The following is a 19,936-nucleotide window of genomic DNA, read 5'->3' as shown; positions in this document are numbered from 1 at the left end:
TCTGACTAGGCTGGACGCCCGAGAAGCGACACACACGTCAACAGCGACACAGATCAGCACGTCAGCGAGGAGCAGCGCCGTGGCGGTACGAGCGGTCCGGGGGGCCGTCCAGCTGGAACGGGACGAGGCCGGCCACATGAGCGAGCAGGTCGAGGCCCTGCTCACCGCCGTCCTGGAGCGGAACGGCCTGACCACCGACGATCTGATCAGCATCTGGTTCACCGCCACGCCCGACCTGCACAGTGACTTCCCGGCGGCCGCCGCCCGCAGGCTCGGCATCGTCGACGTACCGCTGATCTGCGCGCAGGAACTGGACATCGAGGGCGCGATGCCCCGCGTCGTCCGCGTCCTCGCGCACATCGAGTCCGACAAGCCGCGCGCCGAGATCGCCCATGTCTACCTCGGCGCGGCGGCCGCCCTGCGCAAGGACATCGCCCAATGAGGACCGCACTTGTCATCGGAACCGGGCTCATCGGCACCTCCGCCGCCCTGGCCCTGGCCCAGCGCGGCGTGACCGTGTACCTGGCCGACCACGACCCGCAGCAGGCCCGCACGGCCGCGGCACTGGGCGCGGGCACGGACGAGGCCCCGGACGGGCCCGTCGACCTCGCCATCGTGGCCGCCCCGCCGGCGCACGTGGCCGGGGTGCTCGCCGACGCCATGCGCCGGGATGCGGCCCGCGGCTATGTGGACGTGGCCAGCGTCAAGGGCGGCCCGCGCCGTGAGCTGGAGTCGCTCGGCCTGGACCTGAACCGCTACATCGGCACCCACCCCATGTCGGGCCGGGAGAAGTCCGGACCGCTGGCCGCGACCGGCGACCTCTTCGAGGGCCGCCCCTGGGTGCTCACCCCCACCCGGGACACCGACACCGAAGTGCTCAACCTCGCCCTGGAGCTGGTCTCGCACTGCCGTGCGGTCCCGGTCGTCATGGACGCCGACGCCCACGACCGTGCCGTGGCCCTGGTCTCCCACATGCCTCACCTGGTCTCCAGCATGGTCGCCGCGCGCCTGGAGCACGCCGAGGAGGCGGCCGTACGGCTGTGCGGGCAGGGCATCCGGGACGTGACCCGGATCGCCGCGTCCGACCCACGCATGTGGATCGACATCCTGTCCGCCAACCCGGGGCCGGTCGCCGACCTCCTCTCCGACGTCGCCGCCGATCTGGACGAGGCGGTGCGCGCCCTGCGCGCGCTGCAGTCCTCCGACGAGTCCAAGCGCCGCGAGGGCAGCGTGGGCATCGAGGACGTGCTGCGGCGGGGCAACGCCGGCCAGGTCCGGGTTCCCGGCAAGCACGGGTCCGCGCCGCGGACGTACGAGGTCGTCGCCGTCCTCATCGACGACCAGCCCGGCCAGCTGGCCCGGATCTTCGCGGACGCGGGGATGGCCGGTGTCAACATCGAGGACGTCCGCATCGAGCACGCGACCGGCCAGCAGGCGGGTCTGGTCCAGCTGATGGTCGAGCCGAAGGCGGCCCCGGTCCTCACAGCCGCCCTGCGCGAGCGGGGCTGGGCCATCCGCCAGTAGCAGCCGCCCCGTCGCGCGTTCGACACGCGAGCCCGGCCGTCGCCGGGATCGGGCGACGGGGCCGGATGCCCGCGGCCGGGCGCCGGGGCCGGGGCCTGTCCGTCTTGCCGGGGTCGGGTGCCGGGGGCGGGCCCTCACCCGGCGCACCGGGGACGGCTTTCGCTCGTCGCGCGGGGGCGGGTGCCCGAGCGTCTTGTCGGGGCCGGGGCCTCACCCGTATGGAGGGCTTCGGGAAGCCAGTAACCTTGTGCGGGGCGCTGCGAGGATTCGGCGTCCCGTATACCCGCACACCACTCTTCACCCAGGAAGGTGCCCCGCTGTGGAAAACGGCGCCGCCCGGACCGCCCAGCCCGTGATTGTCGCCATCGACGGCCCCTCCGGCACGGGCAAGTCGAGCACGTCGAAGGCCGTCGCCGCGCAGCTCGGCCTGAGCTACCTGGACACCGGCGCCCAGTACCGGGCGATCACCTGGTGGATGGTGACCAACGGGATCGACATCGACGACCCCACCGCCGTCGCCGCCGTGGCCGGCAAGGCCGAGATCGTCTCCGGCACCGACCCGGCCCACCCGACGATCACCGTCGACGGTGTGGACGTGGCCGGCCCGATCCGTACCCAGGAGGTCACCTCCAAGGTCAGCGCGGTCAGCGCGGTGCCGGAGGTGCGGGCCCGGATCACCGAGCTGCAGCGCTCCCTGGCCGCCTCGGCCGAGACGGGGATCGTCGTCGAAGGCCGCGACATCGGCACCACCGTGCTGCCGGACGCCGACCTGAAGATCTTCCTCACGGCCTCCCCGGAGGCCCGCGCCGCCCGCCGCAGCGGCGAGCTCAAGGGCGCCGACCTGCACACCACCCGCGAGGCCCTGATCAAGCGGGACACGGCCGACTCCAGCCGCAAGACATCCCCGCTGGCCAAGGCCGGCGACGCGGTCGAGGTGGACACCACCGACCTGACGCTGCCCCAGGTCATCGAGTGCGTCGTCACCCTCGTCGAGGAGAAGCGGGCCGCGAGGTGAGCCTTCCGTCCGAGCGGGGCGCCGAGGTCGGGCGGCGCATCGGCGTCGGCCTGATGCATGGGCTGTGGCGGCCGCGCGTGCTCGGCGCCTGGAGGGTGCCGGCGACCGGCCCGGCGATCCTCGCCGTGAACCACTCCCACAACATCGACGGCCCGATGGTCATGGGCGTGGCGCCCCGGCCGACGCACTTCCTGATCAAGAAGGAGGCGTTCGTCGGCCCGCTCGGCTCGTTCCTGACCGGGATCGGCCAGCTCGAGGTGGACCGGCACACCACCGACCGCACGGCGATCACCCGCGCCATCGGCGTCCTGGACGCGGGCGGTGTCCTCGGCATCTTCCCCGAGGGCACCCGAGGCGAGGGCGACTTCGCCTCCCTGCGCGCCGGGCTCGCCTACTTCGCGGTCCGCAGCGGGTCGCCGGTCGTCCCTGTGGCCGTGCTGGGAAGTTCCGAGCGGCGCGGACGGTTGATACAGGGGCTGCCCCCGCTGCGCTCCCGCATCGACGTCGTCTTCGGCGACCCTTTCGACGCCGGCGACGGGAGCGGACGGCGTACGCGCCGGGCGTTGGACGAGGCCACCGAGCGCATCCAGAAGCAGCTCACCGCCCACCTGGAAAACGCCAGGCGCCTGACCGGGCGCTGAGCGACACTCGAGTAGTGGATCACCACGGACCGTGGCGCTCCACCGATCACCACGAACGACGAGGTACGGACTTCATGAACGACGACATCCAGCCCGAGGGCTCGGCCGAGCACGAGTACGACCACGGGGCGCTCGGCGACGCCGAGTACGCGGAGTTCATGGAGCTCGCCGCGGAAGAGGGCTTCGACGTCGAGGACGTCGAGGGCGCCATCGAGGCGGCCGGGCACGGCCCGCTGCCCGTCCTCGCCGTCGTCGGCCGCCCCAATGTCGGCAAGTCGACCCTGGTGAACCGCATCATCGGCCGCCGTGAGGCGGTCGTCGAGGACAAGCCGGGCGTCACCCGCGACCGGGTCACCTACGAGGCCGAGTGGGCGGGCCGCCGCTTCAAGGTCGTCGACACCGGTGGCTGGGAGCAGGACGTCCTCGGCATCGACGCCTCCGTGGCCGCCCAGGCGGAGTACGCCATCGAGGCCGCCGACGCGGTCGTCTTCGTCGTCGACGCCAAGGTCGGCGCCACCGACACCGACGAGGCCGTCGTACGGCTGCTGCGCAAGGCCGGCAAGCCGGTGGTGCTGTGCGCCAACAAGGTGGACGGCCCGAGCGGCGAGGCCGACGCCGCGTACCTGTGGTCGCTCGGCCTCGGCGAGCCGCACCCGGTCTCGGCGCTGCACGGCCGCGGCACCGGCGACATGCTGGACCGCGTCCTGGAGGTGCTGCCCGAGGCGCCGCGGGAGACGTTCGGCGGGACCGGCGTCGGCGGCCCGCGCCGGGTGGCCCTCATCGGCCGCCCCAACGTCGGCAAGTCCTCGCTGCTGAACAAGGTGGCCGGCGAGGAGCGCGTCGTCGTCAACGAGCTGGCCGGCACCACCCGCGACCCGGTCGACGAGCTGATCGAACTGGGCGGTGTGACCTGGAAGTTCGTCGACACCGCCGGCATCCGCAAGCGTGTCCACCTCCAGCAGGGCGCCGACTACTACGCCTCGCTGCGCACCGCCGCCGCCGTGGAGAAGGCCGAGGTCGCCGTCGTGCTGATCGACGCCTCCGAGTCCGTCTCGGTGCAGGACCAGCGGATCATCACCATGGCCGTCGAGGCGGGCCGTGCGCTCGTCGTCGCCTACAACAAGTGGGACACGCTCGACGAGGAGCGCCGTTTCTACCTGGAGCGGGAGATCGAGACCGATCTCGCGCAGATCGCCTGGGCCCCGCGCGTGAACGTCTCGGCGCGCACCGGACGGCACATGGAGAAGCTGGTCCCGGCCATCGAGACCGCCCTGGCCGGCTGGGAGACCCGGGTGCCGACCGGCCGCCTCAACGCCTTCCTGGGCGAGCTGGTCGCCGCCCATCCGCACCCGATCCGGGGCGGCAAGCAGCCGCGCATCCTCTTCGGCACCCAGGCCGGCACCAAGCCGCCGCGGTTCGTCCTGTTCGCGTCCGGGTTCATCGAGGCGGGCTACCGGCGGTTCATCGAGCGCCGGCTGCGCGAGGAGTTCGGCTTCGAGGGCACGCCGATCCATATCTCGGTGCGGGTGCGCGAGAAGCGCGGCTCGAAGAAGAAGTAGGAGAAGTCAGAAGAAGTAGAAGCAGCGGTCGGTCCGGGGGACCCGGCAGCAGCGGAGACGGCGGAAAGGGCGGCCCTGTCAGGGGGGCCGCCCTTTCCGGTTCGTGGGGCCTGCCGGGTCTCACAGGCCGCGGCGCGGGGCGGGCGGCAGCGCCGCCGGGACGTGGTGCGTCCCGTTCTCCTGCCGCCCGATCGTGCCCACGCGCTGCCACTGCGCCTGCTGCTGGCCGGTGCCGTGCCGGGTGCTGTAGGCCCCGGCGCTGTAGGCGATGTACGCCTGGGAGCCCGTACTGTGCGGGAGGTTCCCGAACGCGACGAAGCCCAGATCCTCCTCGCCGCTGCGGTCACCCGGCAGCGCTCGGTAGGACTTGACGTACTCGGCGTAGAGCGCGTCGTAGATCGGCGTGGCCGATGGGCCGCCATGGGGGTCCTGGACCGGCCGCACGGACCGGGTCGTCGAGTAGGACTGGCGGCGGGGAACGTCATATGCGTGCACGTATGTGCAAACGACCCCGGACCGGAAGGGATGCGCCTCAGGTCCCGGCCAGCGGCAGCGTGGCCGCCACCAGCCGGCCCGCGGCCGCGGCCTTGTCCAGGGCGTCGCGCAGCAGGTCCTCCCGCGGCTGGCGTCCGATGGAACCGACCGGCGCCGCGAACAGGAGCACCTGCTGGTGCTTGTTGGCGGCGGCCCGCCAGCCGTCGCTGACCTGGAGCGGCTGGTGCGCCTGCCACCAGGCCGTCGGCCGGCCGGCGCCACCGCCCGGCTGGAGGACGGCGTGCAGCTGGCCCATGGCCAGCAGCACCGACCAGCCGTGCAGCACCTGCGGGACGGAGTCGAGGTCGGCCACGGGCCGGTAGCCCTGTTCGGCGAGCAGCGTCAGGAAGTCGTCGCCGGGGCCGGACGTCCCCGGGCGCACGATGGGCGCGGTCGGCTCGACGACCAGGGCGGGGTGCAACTCCCCGGCGATCAGGACGAGTCCGCTGGTCACGCCGAGCACCGCCTGCTCGGGCACCACCTTCTGGGGCTCGCCCTGCCGGAATCCCGACTCCTGGAACCCCGGCTCCTGGAACCCTGACTCCTGGAACCCGGGCTCCTGGAACCCGGGCTCCTGGAACCCGGGCTCCTGGATCCCGGGCTCCAGGATCCCGTTCTGCTGGATCCCCGCCTGCTGGGGTTCGCCCTGCTGCGGTGCGCCCTGCGCGGGCACTCCGCCGACGGCGCTCGTGCCGGCGTTGATGGAGCGGACCGCGCCCCGCAGCTGTTCCTCGGTGACCTGGACGACCTGCGAGGGCAGGCAGGTGGCGTGGGCGAAGGCGAGGACGGCGGTCTCGTCCCCGACGAACAGGACGGTGCTGGTCCGCTCCTGTTCGCAGTCGCCGGGGGTGCGGCAGGACGTGCAGTCGTAACTGCCCGGGGCGTTTTCTCCGGCGAGCAGCCGGTCGGCTTCTTCGTCGCCGATCTCGGCGCGTACGGCGTCGCTGACGTCGAGCATGCGCGGCACGGGTGGCTCCCTGGGGATGCGGTACGTGACGGGACCGGGTGGCTCCCGGCCCGGGAACCGGGAGGGCCCCCGGCTCATGAAGAAGACAACGGACGATCTGTGGCGGGAGTCACGCCCTCCGGAGAACGGAATCGAACCATCCTGCGCACAGGGTCACGACCGGTGCGGAATCCGGCACTCCCTGTCAACTCACCAAAAGTCAAGGGGGGTTGACGGGGTGAAGTGAGTCACAGGTCCACCGTGCCGGTGGCCGACAAATCCGGAAATCAGCGAATGAAGTGGGTGGCCGAAAAAAGTCGATACCTGCGGTAACCGGCAACTGGCCTGCCAGAACAGGCAATTGGTTGATCCGCGCTGCTCATGCTCCCTACATTCCTCGGCCGTGTGCACAGAGCACCACCCGGGCACGTCCGCCGACCGCACCATCCCAGCAGCACCCAGTACGACCCCGACCGGCGGACGGGGCGAGCGCGCCGACCGCGTCCATGCGTGCGAGGCGCGCCCCGCCCTGGGGGACCCCGGGTCCGTCGAGAGGGATGTCCATGTCCGAATGTGCCGATACCTACGCCGCTTCCCACGTCTCACCCGCCGACACCAAGCGCGACGGCGCCCGTAGGGCCCGGACGACGGCGGCCCTCGCCGGGGCGGCCCTGCTCGCCCCTCTCGGTCTGCTGGCCGCGAGCGGCGAGGCCCGGGCGGCGGACGGCGGGGTGTGGGACCGCATCGCTCAGTGCGAGAGCGGCGGCAACTGGCACATCAACACCGGCAACGGCTACTACGGCGGGCTCCAGTTCGCCGCCGGCACCTGGCGCGCCTACGGCGGCACGGCCTACGCGCCCACCGCCGACCAGGCCTCACGGGCCCAGCAGATCACCGTGGCCACCCGGGTCCAGCAGGCCCAGGGCTGGGGCGCGTGGCCGGTCTGCTCGGCCCGCGCCGGAGCGTCCGGCAGCGCGCCGGACGCGGGACCGGCCCGGAGCGGGTCGGCGCACACGGAGCACAAGACCTACAAGACCCCCGAGTCCCACAAGTCCCACAAGTCCAGCTCGTCCTACGGGTCGGCACACGGATCGGCGCAGGACGCGGCGCACCGGTCGGCGCAGCACGACGCGCGGAACGCGGCGCCGCAGCGCGCGACGGAGCACACGGACCGTGGTGCCTCACGCGGCACGTACACCGTCCGCGCGGGCGACACCCTGAGCGGTATCGCCGCCCGGCACGGCACCACCTGGCAGCGGCTCTACGCCCTCAACACGTCCGTCGTCGGGGACGACCCCGACCTGATCGTGCCCGGGCAGCTCCTCGTGCTGTGAGCCACGGCCCGTCCAGGCGACGGCCCCGTCCGGTCGACCGACCGGACGGGGCCGTTCGCTGTGAAATGCCTGTGTCTCCGCGGCCCTCGCGCACCGGTTCCCAATGGGGTGGGAATGGCCTTCCGGGATCCTCGCGGGGCGTGCCGGGAGCGGACCCGCGGTCGATGTCGCGGCGCTTTCCGCCGGGGTTTTCCGGACGCCGGCCGGGCCCGCGGAAATTGCGTTCGAATGTCTGCGGAAGGGGAACGGAACCGCCCTTGAGGGTGACGGAGTTCCTCCGTCCGGCCGTCGTGATCCTGTGACAGAAATGTGACAGGAGTGACGTAGGTGGCTGATACCGCCATCCTGGGCTTCCGCGGCCGGGGCCGGGAGCCTAGCGTGGCCGTATGGCACCGATTCCCACTCCGCCCGCGGAGCCCCAGGACAATCCGGAGACATACGTCGGCCTCGAGGCCGGGCGGGCCGAGCAACTCGCGCGGGAACGCGGCTGGTCGACGGTCAGGTCCCTGCCGCCGGGCGCGATCATCACCATGGAGTACCGGTTCGGGCGGCTGAACTTCGAGGTGGCGGACGGCCGGGTGGCCCGCGCCTGGAAGGGCTGACGCGGCCGCCGAGGCGCCGTCCTGGCCGTCAGGGGCGGGCCGCCGAGGTCGTGCCGCGGGGCACACGCTCGGAGTGCGGCGGGCGGCGGCTGCCGGCCGGGGTGACCGGTGTGCGCTCCGAGCGGGTCAGGTGCGGGCGGCCCGGGGCGAGGTGGACCGGGCTCCGCGAGCCCGAGCGGCTCGCGCCGACCGGCTCGCGGGCCGCGGCGGCCTCGTCCGCGGCGGTGGCACGCGGCTTGAGCAGGGCCGGGGAACCCGCGGCGTGGGCCGGTACGGGCACCGGGGCACGGCGGCCACGGCGGGCGCGCCAGCGGTCGCGCAGGTCGAACAGGGCCGTCTCGACCCTGGCGATCAGCGGCTCGAACCACGGCAGCGCCAGCATGATCAGCAGACCCGCGGCCCAGCCGAGGAGCACGTCGCTGAGCCAGTGCGTGCCCAGGTAGACGGTGGTGAGGCCGACCCCGAGCGCGGTCACCGCGGACAGGGCGGACAGCCAGCGCCGCGCTCTCGGGGTGGAGGCCAGATAGGCCAGGATGCCCCAGGTCACCACGGCGTTGGCGGTGTGGCCGCTGGGGAATATATCGCCGCCCAGGCCCATCTCGTTGGAGCCGATGACGGTGGCGTAGTGCGGTCCGAGGCGCCCCATGCCGAGCTTCGCGGCGCCGACCGTGAGGTTCAGCAGCAGCAGCGAGGCGGCGAGCGTGAGCAGCGGGCGCAGGGTGTGCTGCCGCCAGGAGCGCCAGCCCAGCCAGGCGGAGACCATCACGGCGGTGGGGCCGCGCTGGCCCAGCACCACGTAGTAGTCGAGGAACGCGTGGATCTGCGGCCACTGCTGGTACGGCCGGAAGAACATGACCTGCCAGTCCAGGCGGACCAGCCAGGAGGTGGTCACCACGGCCCAGACGATCGCCAGGTAGAAGGCCAGGGTCGCCGAGAAGAGCACGACCCGGTGCCTGCTCATTCTCGGCATGTCGATGTGCGCCGGCCGCTGCTGCTCACGGTCCAGCCTGGCGAACACCCGGTCCAGGCGGGTGAGGGTTCCTTCGGTACGCACCTAATCGACGTTACAGCGAGTGAGCTCAGTTCCCGGACGAATCACGGGGTTTGTGATGACGATGTGATGTGGGATTGCTCTCAACGGGCCTTTATTTCCACGGATTACGCAATCCGGGGCCCCTTCTGGAGCACATTACCTCTGATCATTCCGGCAGTTGCTTATATCGCGCTTATGAATTCGTTAACCGGAAGCTCGGATGTAATTACCCGTCTGCTCATCGGACGGGCGGGCGATCGGCGGGCGATCGGTGGGCGATCGGCGGCGGTCACGGGGGGCCGGAGCCGTTCAGCCAGAACGCTCCGTAGAGCGCCGAGGCCACCGCGACCGCGCCGGCCACCAGCGCCGACCGTGAGGCGCGCGCCCGGGCGAGCGCGAGGGCGAGGGGCAGCAGCAACGGGAAGGCGGGCAGCAGCAGGCGCGGCTTGGAACCGAAGTAACTGGACGCGCACAGCGCGAGCGCGGTGACGACTCCCGAGTACACCAGGAGCGGCAGGGGCTGCCCCTGCCGTACGCCGATGACGTACAGCCAGATCACCGCGGCCACCCCGGCGATCAGTCCCAGCCCCGCCAGGGCCGAGGGAAAGGAGGTGAATTTGTCGGCGACGAAGCGGGCGAAGGCGTATCCGCCGTCGAAGCCGTTGCGCCAGCCGGCCTGTACATCGAGATAGCCGAGCATGCCCCCGCCGGTGCGGTGGCCCACCCACAGGACGTAACCGGCGGCGCCGAGCGGCGCGAGCAGCATGCCGAGGAGGAGACGGGAGGGAGCGTGGCCGGGGACGGCGGGGGCGTGTGCCGCCAGCTGTGCGCCGTTCGCCGCCGTCGTACTCCGGCTGTGTGCGAACGTGCTCCGGTTGCGCACGAACGTGGTGACGCCGGCCGCCCACACCGCGGCCACGACGGCGAGACCGACCGGCCGGGTCAGCCCCGCCAGCAGCGCCAGGCCACCCGCGGTCACCCAGCGCCCGGTCAGCACGCAGTACAGGGACCAGGCGGCGAGCGCCGTGAACAGCGACTCGCTGTACGCCATCGACTGCACGATCCCGACCGGCAGTACAGCCCACAGCAGCACGGCGCAGATTCCGGCCCGCCCGTCTCCCGCGACCACCCTTCCGAGGCCGCGCTGCGCGCCTTCTTCTTTTCGGCCGTACACATGATCGACCACCGCGAAGATCCCCCAGGCCGCGGCGAGCGAGGCGAGCAGGCTCACCACGAAGCCCGCGTCCGCGTACGACAGCGGCCCCACCGAGGCGAGCAGCCGCTCCAGCCACGGCAGCAGCGGGAAGAAGGCCAGGTCGGAGTGGACGTCGCCGTTGGGCAGCCGTACCTCGTAGCCGTAGCCGCCCCCGGCGACCCTCGCGTACCAGAGGGAGTCCCAGCGGGCGGTCAGCAGGGTGTACGCGCTCTTGCCGCGCACCGCGCTCCAGACGGCCAGGGCCACCAGGCCCAGGGCGCGGACGGCCGCGTACCCGAGGAGCGCCGGAGCGGCCCGGCGCAGGGCCGTGGGACGGGCCACCGCCACGCGCGTTGCAAGATCGGTCACGGACCCGATTATCGACCGGACGCCCGGCGGGCCGGACAACCGGCCCCAGAGCCTGGTGGGGAGCAAGCCCTGGCGGCCGGGAGGTCAGTGGCGTACGCCACACGGGTTGGCCGCGGAGTCTGAGAGGTGGGCCACGCGGCACCGGATCGGACTGGCGTACGCTGACGAGTCACTCGCACATCGTCGCGCGGGCCGGAGACCACCGCTCCTCTCCGGCCGCGCCGCGGGGAGTCCCCACCCCGCGGGCCCGCCGACGGCGAGGGTTCATCTGGGAGGTACGTACATGTCCGGGACGACCGCGGCCGCCGCTCGGCTGCGCCGTCGGGCGGCCGGGGCCGGTGCCAACCGCTGGGTCGTCCTGGTCGTGCTCTGCGTCAGCCTGCTGCTGGTCGCGGTGGACGCCACCGTCCTGCACGTGGCGGTGCCCGCCGTCACCGAGGACCTCAGGCCCGGCGCCATCGAACTGCTCTGGATCGTCGACACCTACCCCCTCGTCTGCGCCTCGCTGCTGATCCTGTTCGGCACGCTGGGCGACCGGGTGGGCCGCAGACGGATCCTGCTGCTGGGCTACGCCCTCTTCGGCGTCGCCTCCGCCGTGGCGGCCTTCTCGCCCAACCCCCAGACGCTGATCTTCGCCCGGGCCCTGCTCGGGGTCGGCGGTGCCATGATCATGCCGGCCACGCTGTCGATCCTGCGGCAGGTGTTCCCCGACCGGCGCGAGCGGGCGCTGGCGATCGGTGTCTGGAGCGCGGTCGCGGCGGTGGGCGCGGCGGTCGGGCCGCTGCTCGGCGGCTTCCTGCTGGAGCACTTCTGGTGGGGTTCGGTCTTTCTCGTCAACATCCCCCTGATGCTGGTGAGCCTGCCGGTGGGCCGGCTGCTGCTGCCCGAGTCGACGGGCGGGCGGGACGGGCCCTGGGACGTGGTCGGCGCGCTGATGGCGGCGGCCGGGCTGTTCGGGACGGTGCTGGGGGTGAAGCGGCTCGGCGGCGACGAACCGGCGCTGAGCGTGCTCACCCTGGGGCCGCTGGTGGTGGGCGTGGTGCTGTTGGTGGCGTTCGTCCGGCGGCAGCGGCGCCGGGCGCATCCGCTGGTGGACCTCGGGATGTTCGCGCGGCCCGCGTTCAGCACGGCGGTGGGCTGCATCGTGCTGGCGATGCTGGCACTGGTCGGCCTGGAGCTGATCGCGGCGCAGTACCTGCAACTGGTGCTGGGGCTGTCCCCACTGAAGACGGGACTGCGGCTGCTGCCGCTGACGTTCGCCGCGATGGCGGCCGGGCTGCTGGGGGCGCGGATCCTGCGGCGGTTCGGGCCGCGGCTGATGGTGTGCGCCGGTTTCTGCCTGACGGCCGCCGCGGTGGTGGTGCTGACCGCGATGGGCGGCCGGGACGACGCCGGGCTGCTGCTGTCCGGCTTCGTGCTGCTGGGCTTCGGCCTGGAGACGACCCTGTTCGGGGCGTACGAGTCGATGCTGAGCGAGGCGCCGGCCGAGCGGGCCGGCGGGGCGGCGGCGATCGGCGAGACGTCCTACCAGCTGGGCGCGGGCATCGGCATCGCCCTGCTGGGCACGGTGATGAACGCCGCCTACGCACCCGGACTCGCGCAGGTGCCGGGGGTTCCGGCGGCGGAGTCGGAGGCGGCGTCGCACTCGCTGGGGGAGGCCTACGAGGTCGCCGCGCGGCTCGGCGGGCCGGCGGGGGAGTCCCTGCGGCGCGCGGCCCGGGACTCCTTCGTGCACGGGCTGCATGTGACGCTGCTGGTGAGCGCGGCGTTGTTGCTGCTGGGCGCGGCGGCGGCGCTGCGCCTGCCGCGGGTGATGCAGTGCGGCGAGGCGGACGAGGCGGCGGTGGAGCTGCCCGCCCAGCGGGAGGTCGCACGGTCGAGCGTGTCCGTGTGATCATCGGCAGGGCGGATGTGATCACCGACGCGGTGGACGTGATCACCCGCGGGGTGGACGCGGCGGACAGCGCGTCGTACCGTCGGGCCAGAGCCACATAACTAGCGCTGCTAGTTTTCAGTCGCCGTTCCGGAGGGTGCCCGCATGTCCCCGTCCCCGAAGTCGTCGTTGCCCCCCTTCGACCCCACCGACCCGCTCGGGATCGACGATCTGCTGGAGCCGGAGGACCTCGCCGTCCGCGCCACCGTGCGCGGCTGGGCGGCCGACCGCGTGCTGCCCCATGTCGCCGAGTGGTACGAGAAGGGCGAACTGCCGGTCATCCGGGAGCTGGCCCGCGAGCTCGGGAGCATCGGGGCGCTCGGGATGTCGCTGAGCGGGTACGGGTGCGCCGGGGCCACCGCCGTGCAGTACGGGCTCGCCTGCCTGGAGCTGGAGGCCGCCGACTCCGGCATCCGCTCCCTGGTCTCCGTGCAGGGCTCCCTCGCCATGTACGCCATCCACCGCTTCGGCTCCGAGGAGCAGAAGCAGCAGTGGCTGCCGCGCATGGCCGCCGGTGAGGTCATCGGCTGCTTCGGCCTCACCGAGCCCGACCACGGCTCCGACCCCGCCTCCATGCGCACCCACGCCAAGCGCGACGGCGGCGACTGGGTGCTCAATGGACGCAAAATGTGGATCACCAACGGGTCCGTGGCCGGGGTCGCCGTCGTCTGGGCGCAGACCGAGGACGGCATCCGCGGCTTCGTCGTGCCGACGGACACTCCCGGCTTCTCCGCCCCCGAGATCAGGCACAAGTGGTCCCTGCGGGCCAGCGTCACCAGCGAACTCGTGCTCGACGACGTACGGCTGCCCGCCGACGCCGTCCTGCCCGAGGTCACCGGGCTGCGCGGACCGCTCAGCTGTCTGTCCCACGCCCGCTACGGCATCGTCTGGGGCGCCATGGGCGCGGCCCGCTCCTGCTTCGAGGCCGCCGTGGACTACGCGAGGTCGCGCGAACAGTTCGGCCGGCCCATCGGCGGTTTCCAGCTCACCCAGGCCAAACTCGCCGACATGGCGGTCGAACTGCACAAGGGGATTCTGCTCGCCCACCATCTGGGGCGGCGCATGGACGCCGGCCGCCTGCGTCCCGAGCAGGTCAGCTTCGGCAAGCTCAACAACGTACGCGAGGCGATCGAGATCTGCCGTACGGCGCGGACGGTCCTCGGCGCCAACGGGATCTCCCTGGAGTACCCCGTGATGCGGCACGCGACCAACCTGGAGTCGGTGCTCACCTACGAGGGCACCGTCGAGATGCACCAGCTCGTGCTGGGCAAGGCGCTCACCGGTCTCGACGCCTTCCGGTGAGGCCCGGGCAGGGCAGGGCCGGCGTGCGGCCCTGCCTCAGCTCTGGTTGAAGAAGCCGTCCGAGCGGTGCGCCCCCGGGTCACCGCTGACGATCTCGGTGTCGGCGGGCGAGAGCAGGAACACCCGGGTGGACACGCGGTCGATGGAGCCGCGCAGGCCGAAGACGAGCCCGGCCGCGAAGTCGACCACGCGCTTGGCGTCGGCCGGCTCCATCGCCGTCAGGTTCATGATGACGGGCACGCCCTCCCGGAACAGCTCGCCGATCGCACGCGCGTCCCGGAAGCTGTCCGGGGTCACGGTGCCGATCCGGCGGCCCTTCTCCTCGGCCGTGTCCGTGGCCACCTTCACCCGGGGGTCGGTGACCCAGGCGTCCCCGGACTCGGTGCCCTCGGAGTAGTCGTCGTCGTAGTAGCGCTCGTCTTCGTTGTCGTCGACGAGGCCGAGCCACGCACTCGCCTTGCGTACCGATCCCATGGACGCCTCCTCTCACAGCGGTCTTTCATGCTTTCCGCGTCCCTATGGTCATCCATGATGCGGACGGCGCGCCAAGTGGATAGACGCCGCGCGGGGGGTTTGTGACGGTACTGGTGCACAGCGAATCCGTCGAGAGCCTTGTGCCCCAAGGGTCATGACCTACACGGCTGCTGACTGAGAGTGAAATATGATTGTCCCCGGCACACGGGTGAGGGACAGTGCGTACGGGTGAACGAACCGGCCGATACGATGCGGCAGCTCAGCGTTCGTACACACCACGGGGGATCGTCGTGTTCGGAATCGTCAGGCCATGCCGTCACCGGCTCGGTGACCGTCTCGCGACCCAATGGGTGGCGCACTTGTGCGGGTTGTGCCTGGCGCTGCGCGGCGACCACGGTCAGTTGGCGCGGGTGGTGACGAACTACGACGGCCTTCTCATATCCGTTCTGACGGAGGCTCAGTCCGTACCGGCCGACCAGGACGGCAGGGGCGGAAAGAGCGGCAGGCGCGGGGTGGGGCGGCGTACGGCCGGACCGTGCCCGCTGCGCGGCATGCGCACCGCGTCCGTCGCACAGGGTGAGGGCGCACGGCTCGCGGCGGCCGTCTCCCTGGTGCTCGCCTCCGCCAAGGTGCGCGACCATGTCGCCGACGGCGACGGGCTGCTGGCCCGCCGGCCGGTGGCGCTCGCCGCGCGGAAGGTGGCCGGCAGCTGGGGGCGCGCCGGCGCCCGCACCGGAGCCGACGTCGGCTTCGACACCGCCGTCCTGGTCGACGCGGTGGACCGGCAGGTCGGCATCGAGACGCTGGCCGGGCCCGGCACCCCGGTCCTCACCGTCACCGAGCCGACCGAGACCGCGACCGCCGCCGCCTTCGCGCACACCGCGGTCCTCGCCGGCCGGCCGGGCAACGCCGAACCGCTCGCCGAGGTCGGGCGTCTGTTCGGACGGCTCGCCCATCTCCTGGACGCCGTGGAGGACCGCGAGGCCGACGCCGCCCGCGGGGCCTGGAACCCGCTCACCGTGACCGGCACCTCGCTCACCGAGGCCCGCCGGCTCGCCGACGACGCGGTGCACGGCGTCCGGCTCGCCCTGCGCGACGTGGAGTTCGAGGACGGCCGGCTCGCCCATCTGCTGTTCGCCCACGAGCTCCCGCGCTCCGTGGACCGCGCCTTCGGAACCGCGATGTGCGGGCACGCTCCCGGAGCGGCCGAGGCCGGCGCCGCGCGCAGCGCCTTCGGTCCGCCCCAGGGCCCGTACGCGCCCCAGGACCCCCGGGCACCCCATGATCCGCACTCCCCGTACGGCCCGGGCCACCCCCACCCCGACGGCGGCAACCCCTTCGGCGGAGAACCCCCGCGACCCGGCAAGCGCGGTCTCCTCGCCGGGTGCGCGGCCGCCGTCGGGCTGTGCTGCACCTGCCAGGTGTGCTGCGCCGACGAGTTCGAGGGGCCGTGGTCGCGGCGGCGGCGTGAGGGCTGGTGCAGCAACTGCGACTGCGACTGCGGCGGGTGCGACGGCTGCGGCGACTGCTGTGACTGCTGCGGGAACTGCTGCAGTTGCGACGGCTGCGACTGCGGCTGCGACTGCTAGGGCCTTGCGTTTGGATCACGCCGGGCTCGCGGCCCCTGGCACCGCGCCTCGCCGCGTTGTCGTCGGTTGCCATGGCTCCGCCATGACGCGCTCCTCCGCCTTGCGATGCTCCCCCACTGCCTGAACGGCGTGGGAGGTGCCCCACCCCCAGCACCGGACCCCGCTCCCAGAATCCGGCCTGATCCAAACGAAAGGCCCTGGGCCCTGTCGTCACATTCCCGCCTGCTCCGCGGGCGGACGACGGGAATGTGACGACAGGACCTGGGGAAGTGTCTCGCCCGCCCGCGGGCCCATGGCGGTGTCGTCCGGGCGGGGGATGCGGACATCCAAGAGCGATGCTCTGTGCTCACCCCTCGGTTTGGCCGCCCGGCCACGCATGGAAGGGTGATCACATGACGGACGCATCCGACCGGTGGAAGCAGTGGCACGTACGGCGCACCGAGACGGTGTCGGCGCCCTACGGCCCGCTCGCGCTGACCGGAACGTACTGGTTCGAGGACTGTCCGGACGGTCGACTTCCGGACATCCCCGGGATCTGGACGCCCGACGGCGACGCGGTCGTGCTCACCGCCGGCGGAGGGGACGGACTGACCGTGGACGGACGGCCCTTGGCCGGTGAGGTGCGGCTCGGCGCCGACACCGGACCGGTGGCGGACGCCCGGGTCGCGCTGGGCGAGCGGCGGCTGGTCGTGCTGGTCCGTGAAGGGATATGGGGCATACGGGACTTCGACCCCGCCTCCGCCGCGCGCCGGGCGTTCCGCGGCATCGTGGCCGGCGACCACGACCCGCGCTGGTCGGTGCCGGGCCGCTTCACCCCGTACGAGGAGAGCCGCACCGTGCGCGTGCCGAACGCGGACGGACGCGAGCGCGGCCTCGCCCTCGCCGGGGAACTGGCGTTCACTCTGGACGGCCGGGAGCTGACGCTCCAGGTCGCGCGGGAGCCGGACGGCGGGCTGTGGGCGGTGTTCGCCGACGCCACCAGCGGGAACGGCAGTTTCCGCTTCCGGTTCCTGTATCCCGGAGCGCCGGACGCCGAGGGGCGTACCACGGTCGACTTCAACCGGGCCGTACTGCCGCCGTGCGCGTTCGTGGACCACTTCGTCTGCCCGTTCCCGCCGCCCGGGAACACCCTGGACCTCGCGATAGCCGCGGGGGAGCGCGCTCTGAGCGACTGACCTGCCGTCATATCACCCCGATCGCACACGGTTCACTCGAATCGCACAGAGTCGCACGGCCGAAAGGCACCCTTGCGCCGACCGGTCGTTCGGCCGAATACTCCCCCCAGCGCTTGTCAGGGTCACAACGTGTCCGGAATCCGGTTGCCGTGCCCTGGCTGCGCCTCACCGGGCCCCGACCCCACGCGGGCCCCCGACTTCCTTTGTGGAGGAACGAAACGTGAGGATCAAGCGCACTGCCCCGCGTAGCGGTATCACGAGACGGACTCGGCTGATCGCCATCGCCTCCGGGCTCGTGGCCGCCGCCGCGTTCGCGGTCCCCAGCGCGAACGCGTCCGACACCAACACCTTCAGCGCCGCCCAGCTCACCAAGGCGAGCGACTCGGTGCTCAAGGCCGACGTGCCGGGCACCGCCTGGGCGGTCGACAGCAAGTCCAACCGGGTGGTCGTCACCGTCGACAGCCGGGTCTCCCAGGCTCAGATCGACCAGATCAAACAGCAGGCGGGGGCCAACTCCAAGGCCCTGACCATCAAGCGCACACCGGGCCGGTTCAACAAGCTGATCTCCGGCGGCGACGCCATCTATGCGAGTAGCTGGCGCTGCTCGCTGGGCTTCAACGTCCGGGACTCCAGCGGCAACTACTACTTCCTGACCGCCGGTCACTGCACCGACGGGGCCGGCACCTGGTGGTCGAACTCGTCGCACTCGACCACGCTCGGCACCACCGCCGGCTCCTCCTTCCCCGGCAACGACTACGGCATCGTGCGCTACACCAACAGTTCGGTGAGCAAGCCGGGCGGGGTGGGCAGCGTGGACATCACGAGCGCCGCCACGCCGTCCGTCGGCACCACCGTCTACCGCCGCGGCTCCACCACCGGCATCCACAGCGGTCGTGTCACCGCCCTCAACGCGACGGTCAACTACGGTGGCGGCGACATCGTCTACGGCCTCATCCAGACCACCGTCTGCGCCGAGCCCGGCGACTCCGGCGGTCCGCTGTACTCCAACAGCGGCATCGCCTACGGTCTGACCTCCGGCGGCAGCGGCAACTGCACCTCCGGCGGTACGACCTTCTTCCAGCCGGTCACCGAGGCGCTGAGCGCCTATGGGGTCCACGTCTACTGACGTGATGTTTCGACCTCCCGGGCCGTGCGCACGGCCCGGACCGCACCCGCAGCCGGCAGCAGGTGGAGCCCCCGTACGCAACAGGCGTACGGGGGCTTCCCGTTGTGCGCGGGGTGTGAACGACCGGTCAGGGCGGGGCTCCGCAGGGGCGAGATCAGGACAGGACAGAACTCACGGAAACGCCGGTTGGTTACTCGCCCGTAATGTTTGCAGTGCGAACGAGGCGGTGTGACCTCGGACGGTCAAGCGACGAGGGGCGTACGCCGGTTGACGTATACGCGTCCAGAACTCGACCTTGTGTGCCCCCTGTGAGCCTCGGAATAGTAGGCGCCGTTCAACCGCCTTCCGGCCCGCGAGGTCCCCACAACCTCGCCGGCCGATCCCCCCACAGGAGGACGTCAGTTGAAGCACCGACGCATACCCAGGCGCCGAATCGCCGTGGCAGGTGCGGGCATCGCCGCACTCGTCGCCGCGGGACTCACCTTCCAGAGTGCGAACGCCAGCGAGCCCGCGAAGACCCCGGAGGCTCGCACCCTGTCGGCCCCGGCGGCCGGAAGTCTCGCCTCGACGCTGCTGAAGAACCTCGGCGGCGACGCGGCCGGGACGTACTACGACGCGAAGTCGGGGACCCTCGTGGTCAATGTGCTCGACGAGACGGCGGCCAGGACGGTCCGGCAGGCGGGGGCCAGGGCCAGAGTCGTCGAGAACACCCTCGCCGAACTGGACGCGGCCCGGACGACGCTGAAGAAGGACGCGACCGTCCCCGGCACCTCGTGGGCGACCGACCCGGTCACCAACAAGGTCGTGGTCACCGCCGACCGGACGGTCTCGGCGCCCGAGTGGGCCACGCTCTCCAAGGTCGTCGACGGCCTCGGCGGCAAGGCCGAACTCAAGCGGTCCAAGGGCGAGTTCAAGCCCTTCGTCGCGGGCGGGGACGCCATCACCGGCTCAGGCGGCCGCTGCTCGCTCGGGTTCAACGTGGTCAAGGGCGGGCAGCCGTACTTCCTCACCGCCGGCCACTGCACCGAGGCCATCTCCACCTGGTCGGACTCCAGCGGCACGGTGATCGGCGGCAACGAGCGGTCCAGCTTCCCGGGCAACGACTTCGGCCTGGTCAGGTACACCGCGAACGTCGACCACCCGAGCGCCGTCGACCTCTATGACGGCTCCACGCAGACGATCACCAAGGCGGGCGAGGCCACCGTCGGCGAGAAGGTCACCCGCAGCGGCTCGACGACCCATGTGCACACCGGCACGGTCACCGGCCTGAACGCCACCGTGAACTACTCCGAGGGCACGGTCAGCGGCCTCATCCAGACCGATGTGTGCGCCGAGCCCGGTGACAGCGGTGGTTCGCTGTTCGACGGCGACACCGCGATCGGCCTCACCTCCGGCGGCAGCGGCGACTGCACCTCCGGCGGCGAGACCTTCTTCCAGCCGGTCACCGAGGCGCTGTCGGCCACCGGCACCCAGATCGGCTGATCACTCCGACGGCTCCGGTACGGCCCCGCCCCCGCGCGCGCGAGGGGGCGGGGCCGTACCGCGTGGGGGCTGTCGCAGGACCGCGTGGGCGGTCGCCGCATGC

At 72.1% G+C, this 19,936-nt stretch carries 18 protein-coding genes; 13 read left to right on the top strand and 5 right to left on the bottom strand.

The genetic code is table 11. The features are described from left to right. The first annotated feature begins 79 nt into the window (after window positions 1-79). The 5 genes from aroH to der all read left to right on the top strand — a co-directional run bounded on the left by aroH (window position 80) and on the right by der (window position 4,739). Window positions 80-442, top strand: a complete 363-nt coding sequence (aroH, locus tag R2S09_RS04690) for a chorismate mutase (RefSeq protein ID WP_316739920.1) — start codon at window positions 80-82, stop codon at window positions 440-442. Continuing rightward, window positions 439-1,524, top strand: a complete 1,086-nt coding sequence (locus R2S09_RS04685; protein ID WP_316739919.1) for a prephenate dehydrogenase — start codon at window positions 439-441, stop codon at window positions 1,522-1,524. The genes aroH and R2S09_RS04685 overlap by 4 nt, the downstream gene beginning before the upstream one ends. A gap of 319 nt (window positions 1,525-1,843) precedes the next feature. After that, a complete protein-coding gene (gene cmk, locus R2S09_RS04680) occupies window positions 1,844-2,539 on the top strand; it encodes a (d)CMP kinase (RefSeq protein WP_306190851.1) in 696 nt (231 codons plus the stop codon). After that, entirely contained in the window at window positions 2,497-3,180 is a 684-nt protein-coding gene (locus R2S09_RS04675) for a lysophospholipid acyltransferase family protein (protein ID WP_399143917.1), read from the top strand. Before cmk ends, R2S09_RS04675 begins: the two co-directional genes overlap by 43 nt. Before the next feature lie 74 nt (window positions 3,181-3,254). Continuing rightward, on the top strand, window positions 3,255-4,739 hold the full coding sequence (gene der, locus R2S09_RS04670; RefSeq protein ID WP_306190850.1) for a ribosome biogenesis GTPase Der: 1,485 nt from the start codon (window positions 3,255-3,257) through the stop codon (window positions 4,737-4,739). 120 nt (window positions 4,740-4,859) lie between these two features. Here der and R2S09_RS04665 read toward each other — a convergent pair whose 3' ends face one another. After that, the gene (locus R2S09_RS04665) at window positions 4,860-5,234 is read right to left on the bottom strand and encodes a hypothetical protein (RefSeq protein ID WP_316739918.1); all 375 of its coding nucleotides are present in this window, start codon (window positions 5,232-5,234) and stop codon (window positions 4,860-4,862) included. Window positions 5,235-5,271: 37 nt separating this feature from the next. Beyond that, window positions 5,272-6,240, bottom strand: a complete 969-nt coding sequence (locus R2S09_RS04660; protein WP_316739917.1) for a hypothetical protein — start codon at window positions 6,238-6,240, stop codon at window positions 5,272-5,274. Window positions 6,241-6,782: 542 nt separating this feature from the next. Between R2S09_RS04660 and R2S09_RS04655 the strand changes: the two genes are divergently transcribed. Beyond that, window positions 6,783-7,553 carry a transglycosylase family protein gene (locus tag R2S09_RS04655; protein ID WP_316739915.1) on the top strand — a complete coding sequence of 257 codons (771 nt, stop codon included), beginning with the start codon at window positions 6,783-6,785 and terminating at the stop codon, window positions 7,551-7,553. A gap of 386 nt (window positions 7,554-7,939) precedes the next feature. Beyond that, window positions 7,940-8,155: an I78 family peptidase inhibitor gene (locus R2S09_RS04650; RefSeq protein ID WP_306190846.1), complete on the top strand. Its 216-nt coding sequence runs from the start codon at window positions 7,940-7,942 to the stop codon at window positions 8,153-8,155. Window positions 8,156-8,183: 28 nt separating this feature from the next. On the opposite strand, the gene R2S09_RS04645 is transcribed toward R2S09_RS04650, so the two are convergent. Next, entirely contained in the window at window positions 8,184-9,209 is a 1,026-nt protein-coding gene (locus R2S09_RS04645; protein ID WP_306190845.1) for a phosphatase PAP2 family protein, read from the bottom strand. A 268-nt stretch (window positions 9,210-9,477) separates the two neighbouring features. Continuing rightward, entirely contained in the window at window positions 9,478-10,752 is a 1,275-nt protein-coding gene (locus R2S09_RS04640; protein ID WP_316739914.1) for a hypothetical protein, read from the bottom strand. A 283-nt stretch (window positions 10,753-11,035) separates the two neighbouring features. On the opposite strand from R2S09_RS04640, the gene R2S09_RS04635 reads away from it, so the two are divergent. Beyond that, the gene (locus tag R2S09_RS04635) at window positions 11,036-12,646 is read left to right on the top strand and encodes an MFS transporter (RefSeq protein WP_316739912.1); all 1,611 of its coding nucleotides are present in this window, start codon (window positions 11,036-11,038) and stop codon (window positions 12,644-12,646) included. A 144-nt stretch (window positions 12,647-12,790) separates the two neighbouring features. Further along, a complete protein-coding gene (locus R2S09_RS04630; protein WP_306190842.1) occupies window positions 12,791-13,987 on the top strand; it encodes an acyl-CoA dehydrogenase family protein in 1,197 nt (398 codons plus the stop codon). 36 nt (window positions 13,988-14,023) lie between these two features. Here the strand turns inward: R2S09_RS04630 and R2S09_RS04625 are convergent, their stop codons facing one another. Then, window positions 14,024-14,461 carry a cell division protein SepF gene (locus tag R2S09_RS04625; protein ID WP_306190841.1) on the bottom strand — a complete coding sequence of 146 codons (438 nt, stop codon included), beginning with the start codon at window positions 14,459-14,461 and terminating at the stop codon, window positions 14,024-14,026. 290 nt (window positions 14,462-14,751) lie between these two features. On the opposite strand from R2S09_RS04625, the gene R2S09_RS04620 reads away from it, so the two are divergent. The 4 genes from R2S09_RS04620 to R2S09_RS04605 all read left to right on the top strand — a co-directional run bounded on the left by R2S09_RS04620 (window position 14,752) and on the right by R2S09_RS04605 (window position 19,833). After that, window positions 14,752-16,050: a DUF5685 family protein gene (locus R2S09_RS04620; RefSeq protein WP_316739908.1), complete on the top strand. Its 1,299-nt coding sequence runs from the start codon at window positions 14,752-14,754 to the stop codon at window positions 16,048-16,050. Window positions 16,051-16,442: 392 nt separating this feature from the next. Next, window positions 16,443-17,225 carry a DUF1684 domain-containing protein gene (locus R2S09_RS04615; protein WP_306190839.1) on the top strand — a complete coding sequence of 261 codons (783 nt, stop codon included), beginning with the start codon at window positions 16,443-16,445 and terminating at the stop codon, window positions 17,223-17,225. Window positions 17,226-17,445: 220 nt separating this feature from the next. Continuing rightward, complete coding sequence (locus tag R2S09_RS04610) at window positions 17,446-18,351, top strand: S1 family peptidase (RefSeq protein ID WP_306190838.1); 906 nt, start codon at window positions 17,446-17,448, stop codon at window positions 18,349-18,351. 402 nt (window positions 18,352-18,753) lie between these two features. Further along, window positions 18,754-19,833 carry a S1 family peptidase gene (locus tag R2S09_RS04605; protein ID WP_316739906.1) on the top strand — a complete coding sequence of 360 codons (1,080 nt, stop codon included), beginning with the start codon at window positions 18,754-18,756 and terminating at the stop codon, window positions 19,831-19,833. The last annotated feature ends 103 nt before the right edge of the window (window positions 19,834-19,936 follow it).

The organism is Streptomyces sp. MK7 (assembly GCF_032658145.1).
In the GTDB taxonomy this organism is placed as follows: domain Bacteria; phylum Actinomycetota; class Actinomycetes; order Streptomycetales; family Streptomycetaceae; genus Streptomyces; species Streptomyces spiralis.
The sequence above is the reverse complement of the archived record's forward strand: the minus strand, read 5'-3'. Positions and strand labels throughout refer to the sequence as shown.

Bases quoted from the DNA above. Each gene is read 5' to 3' on its own strand.
- R2S09_RS04685 (WP_316739919.1), top strand. From the start codon at position 439: ATGAGGACCGCACTTGTCATCGGAACCGGGCTCATCGGCACCTCCGCC.
- der (WP_306190850.1), top strand. From the start codon at position 3,255: ATGAACGACGACATCCAGCCCGAGGGCTCGGCCGAGCACGAGTACGAC.
- R2S09_RS04655 (WP_316739915.1), top strand. From the start codon at position 6,783: ATGTCCGAATGTGCCGATACCTACGCCGCTTCCCACGTCTCACCCGCC.
- R2S09_RS04650 (WP_306190846.1), top strand. From the start codon at position 7,940: ATGGCACCGATTCCCACTCCGCCCGCGGAGCCCCAGGACAATCCGGAG.
- R2S09_RS04635 (WP_316739912.1), top strand. From the start codon at position 11,036: ATGTCCGGGACGACCGCGGCCGCCGCTCGGCTGCGCCGTCGGGCGGCC.
- R2S09_RS04630 (WP_306190842.1), top strand. From the start codon at position 12,791: ATGTCCCCGTCCCCGAAGTCGTCGTTGCCCCCCTTCGACCCCACCGAC.
- R2S09_RS04625 (WP_306190841.1), bottom strand. From the start codon at position 14,461: ATGGGATCGGTACGCAAGGCGAGTGCGTGGCTCGGCCTCGTCGACGAC.
- R2S09_RS04615 (WP_306190839.1), top strand. From the start codon at position 16,443: ATGACGGACGCATCCGACCGGTGGAAGCAGTGGCACGTACGGCGCACC.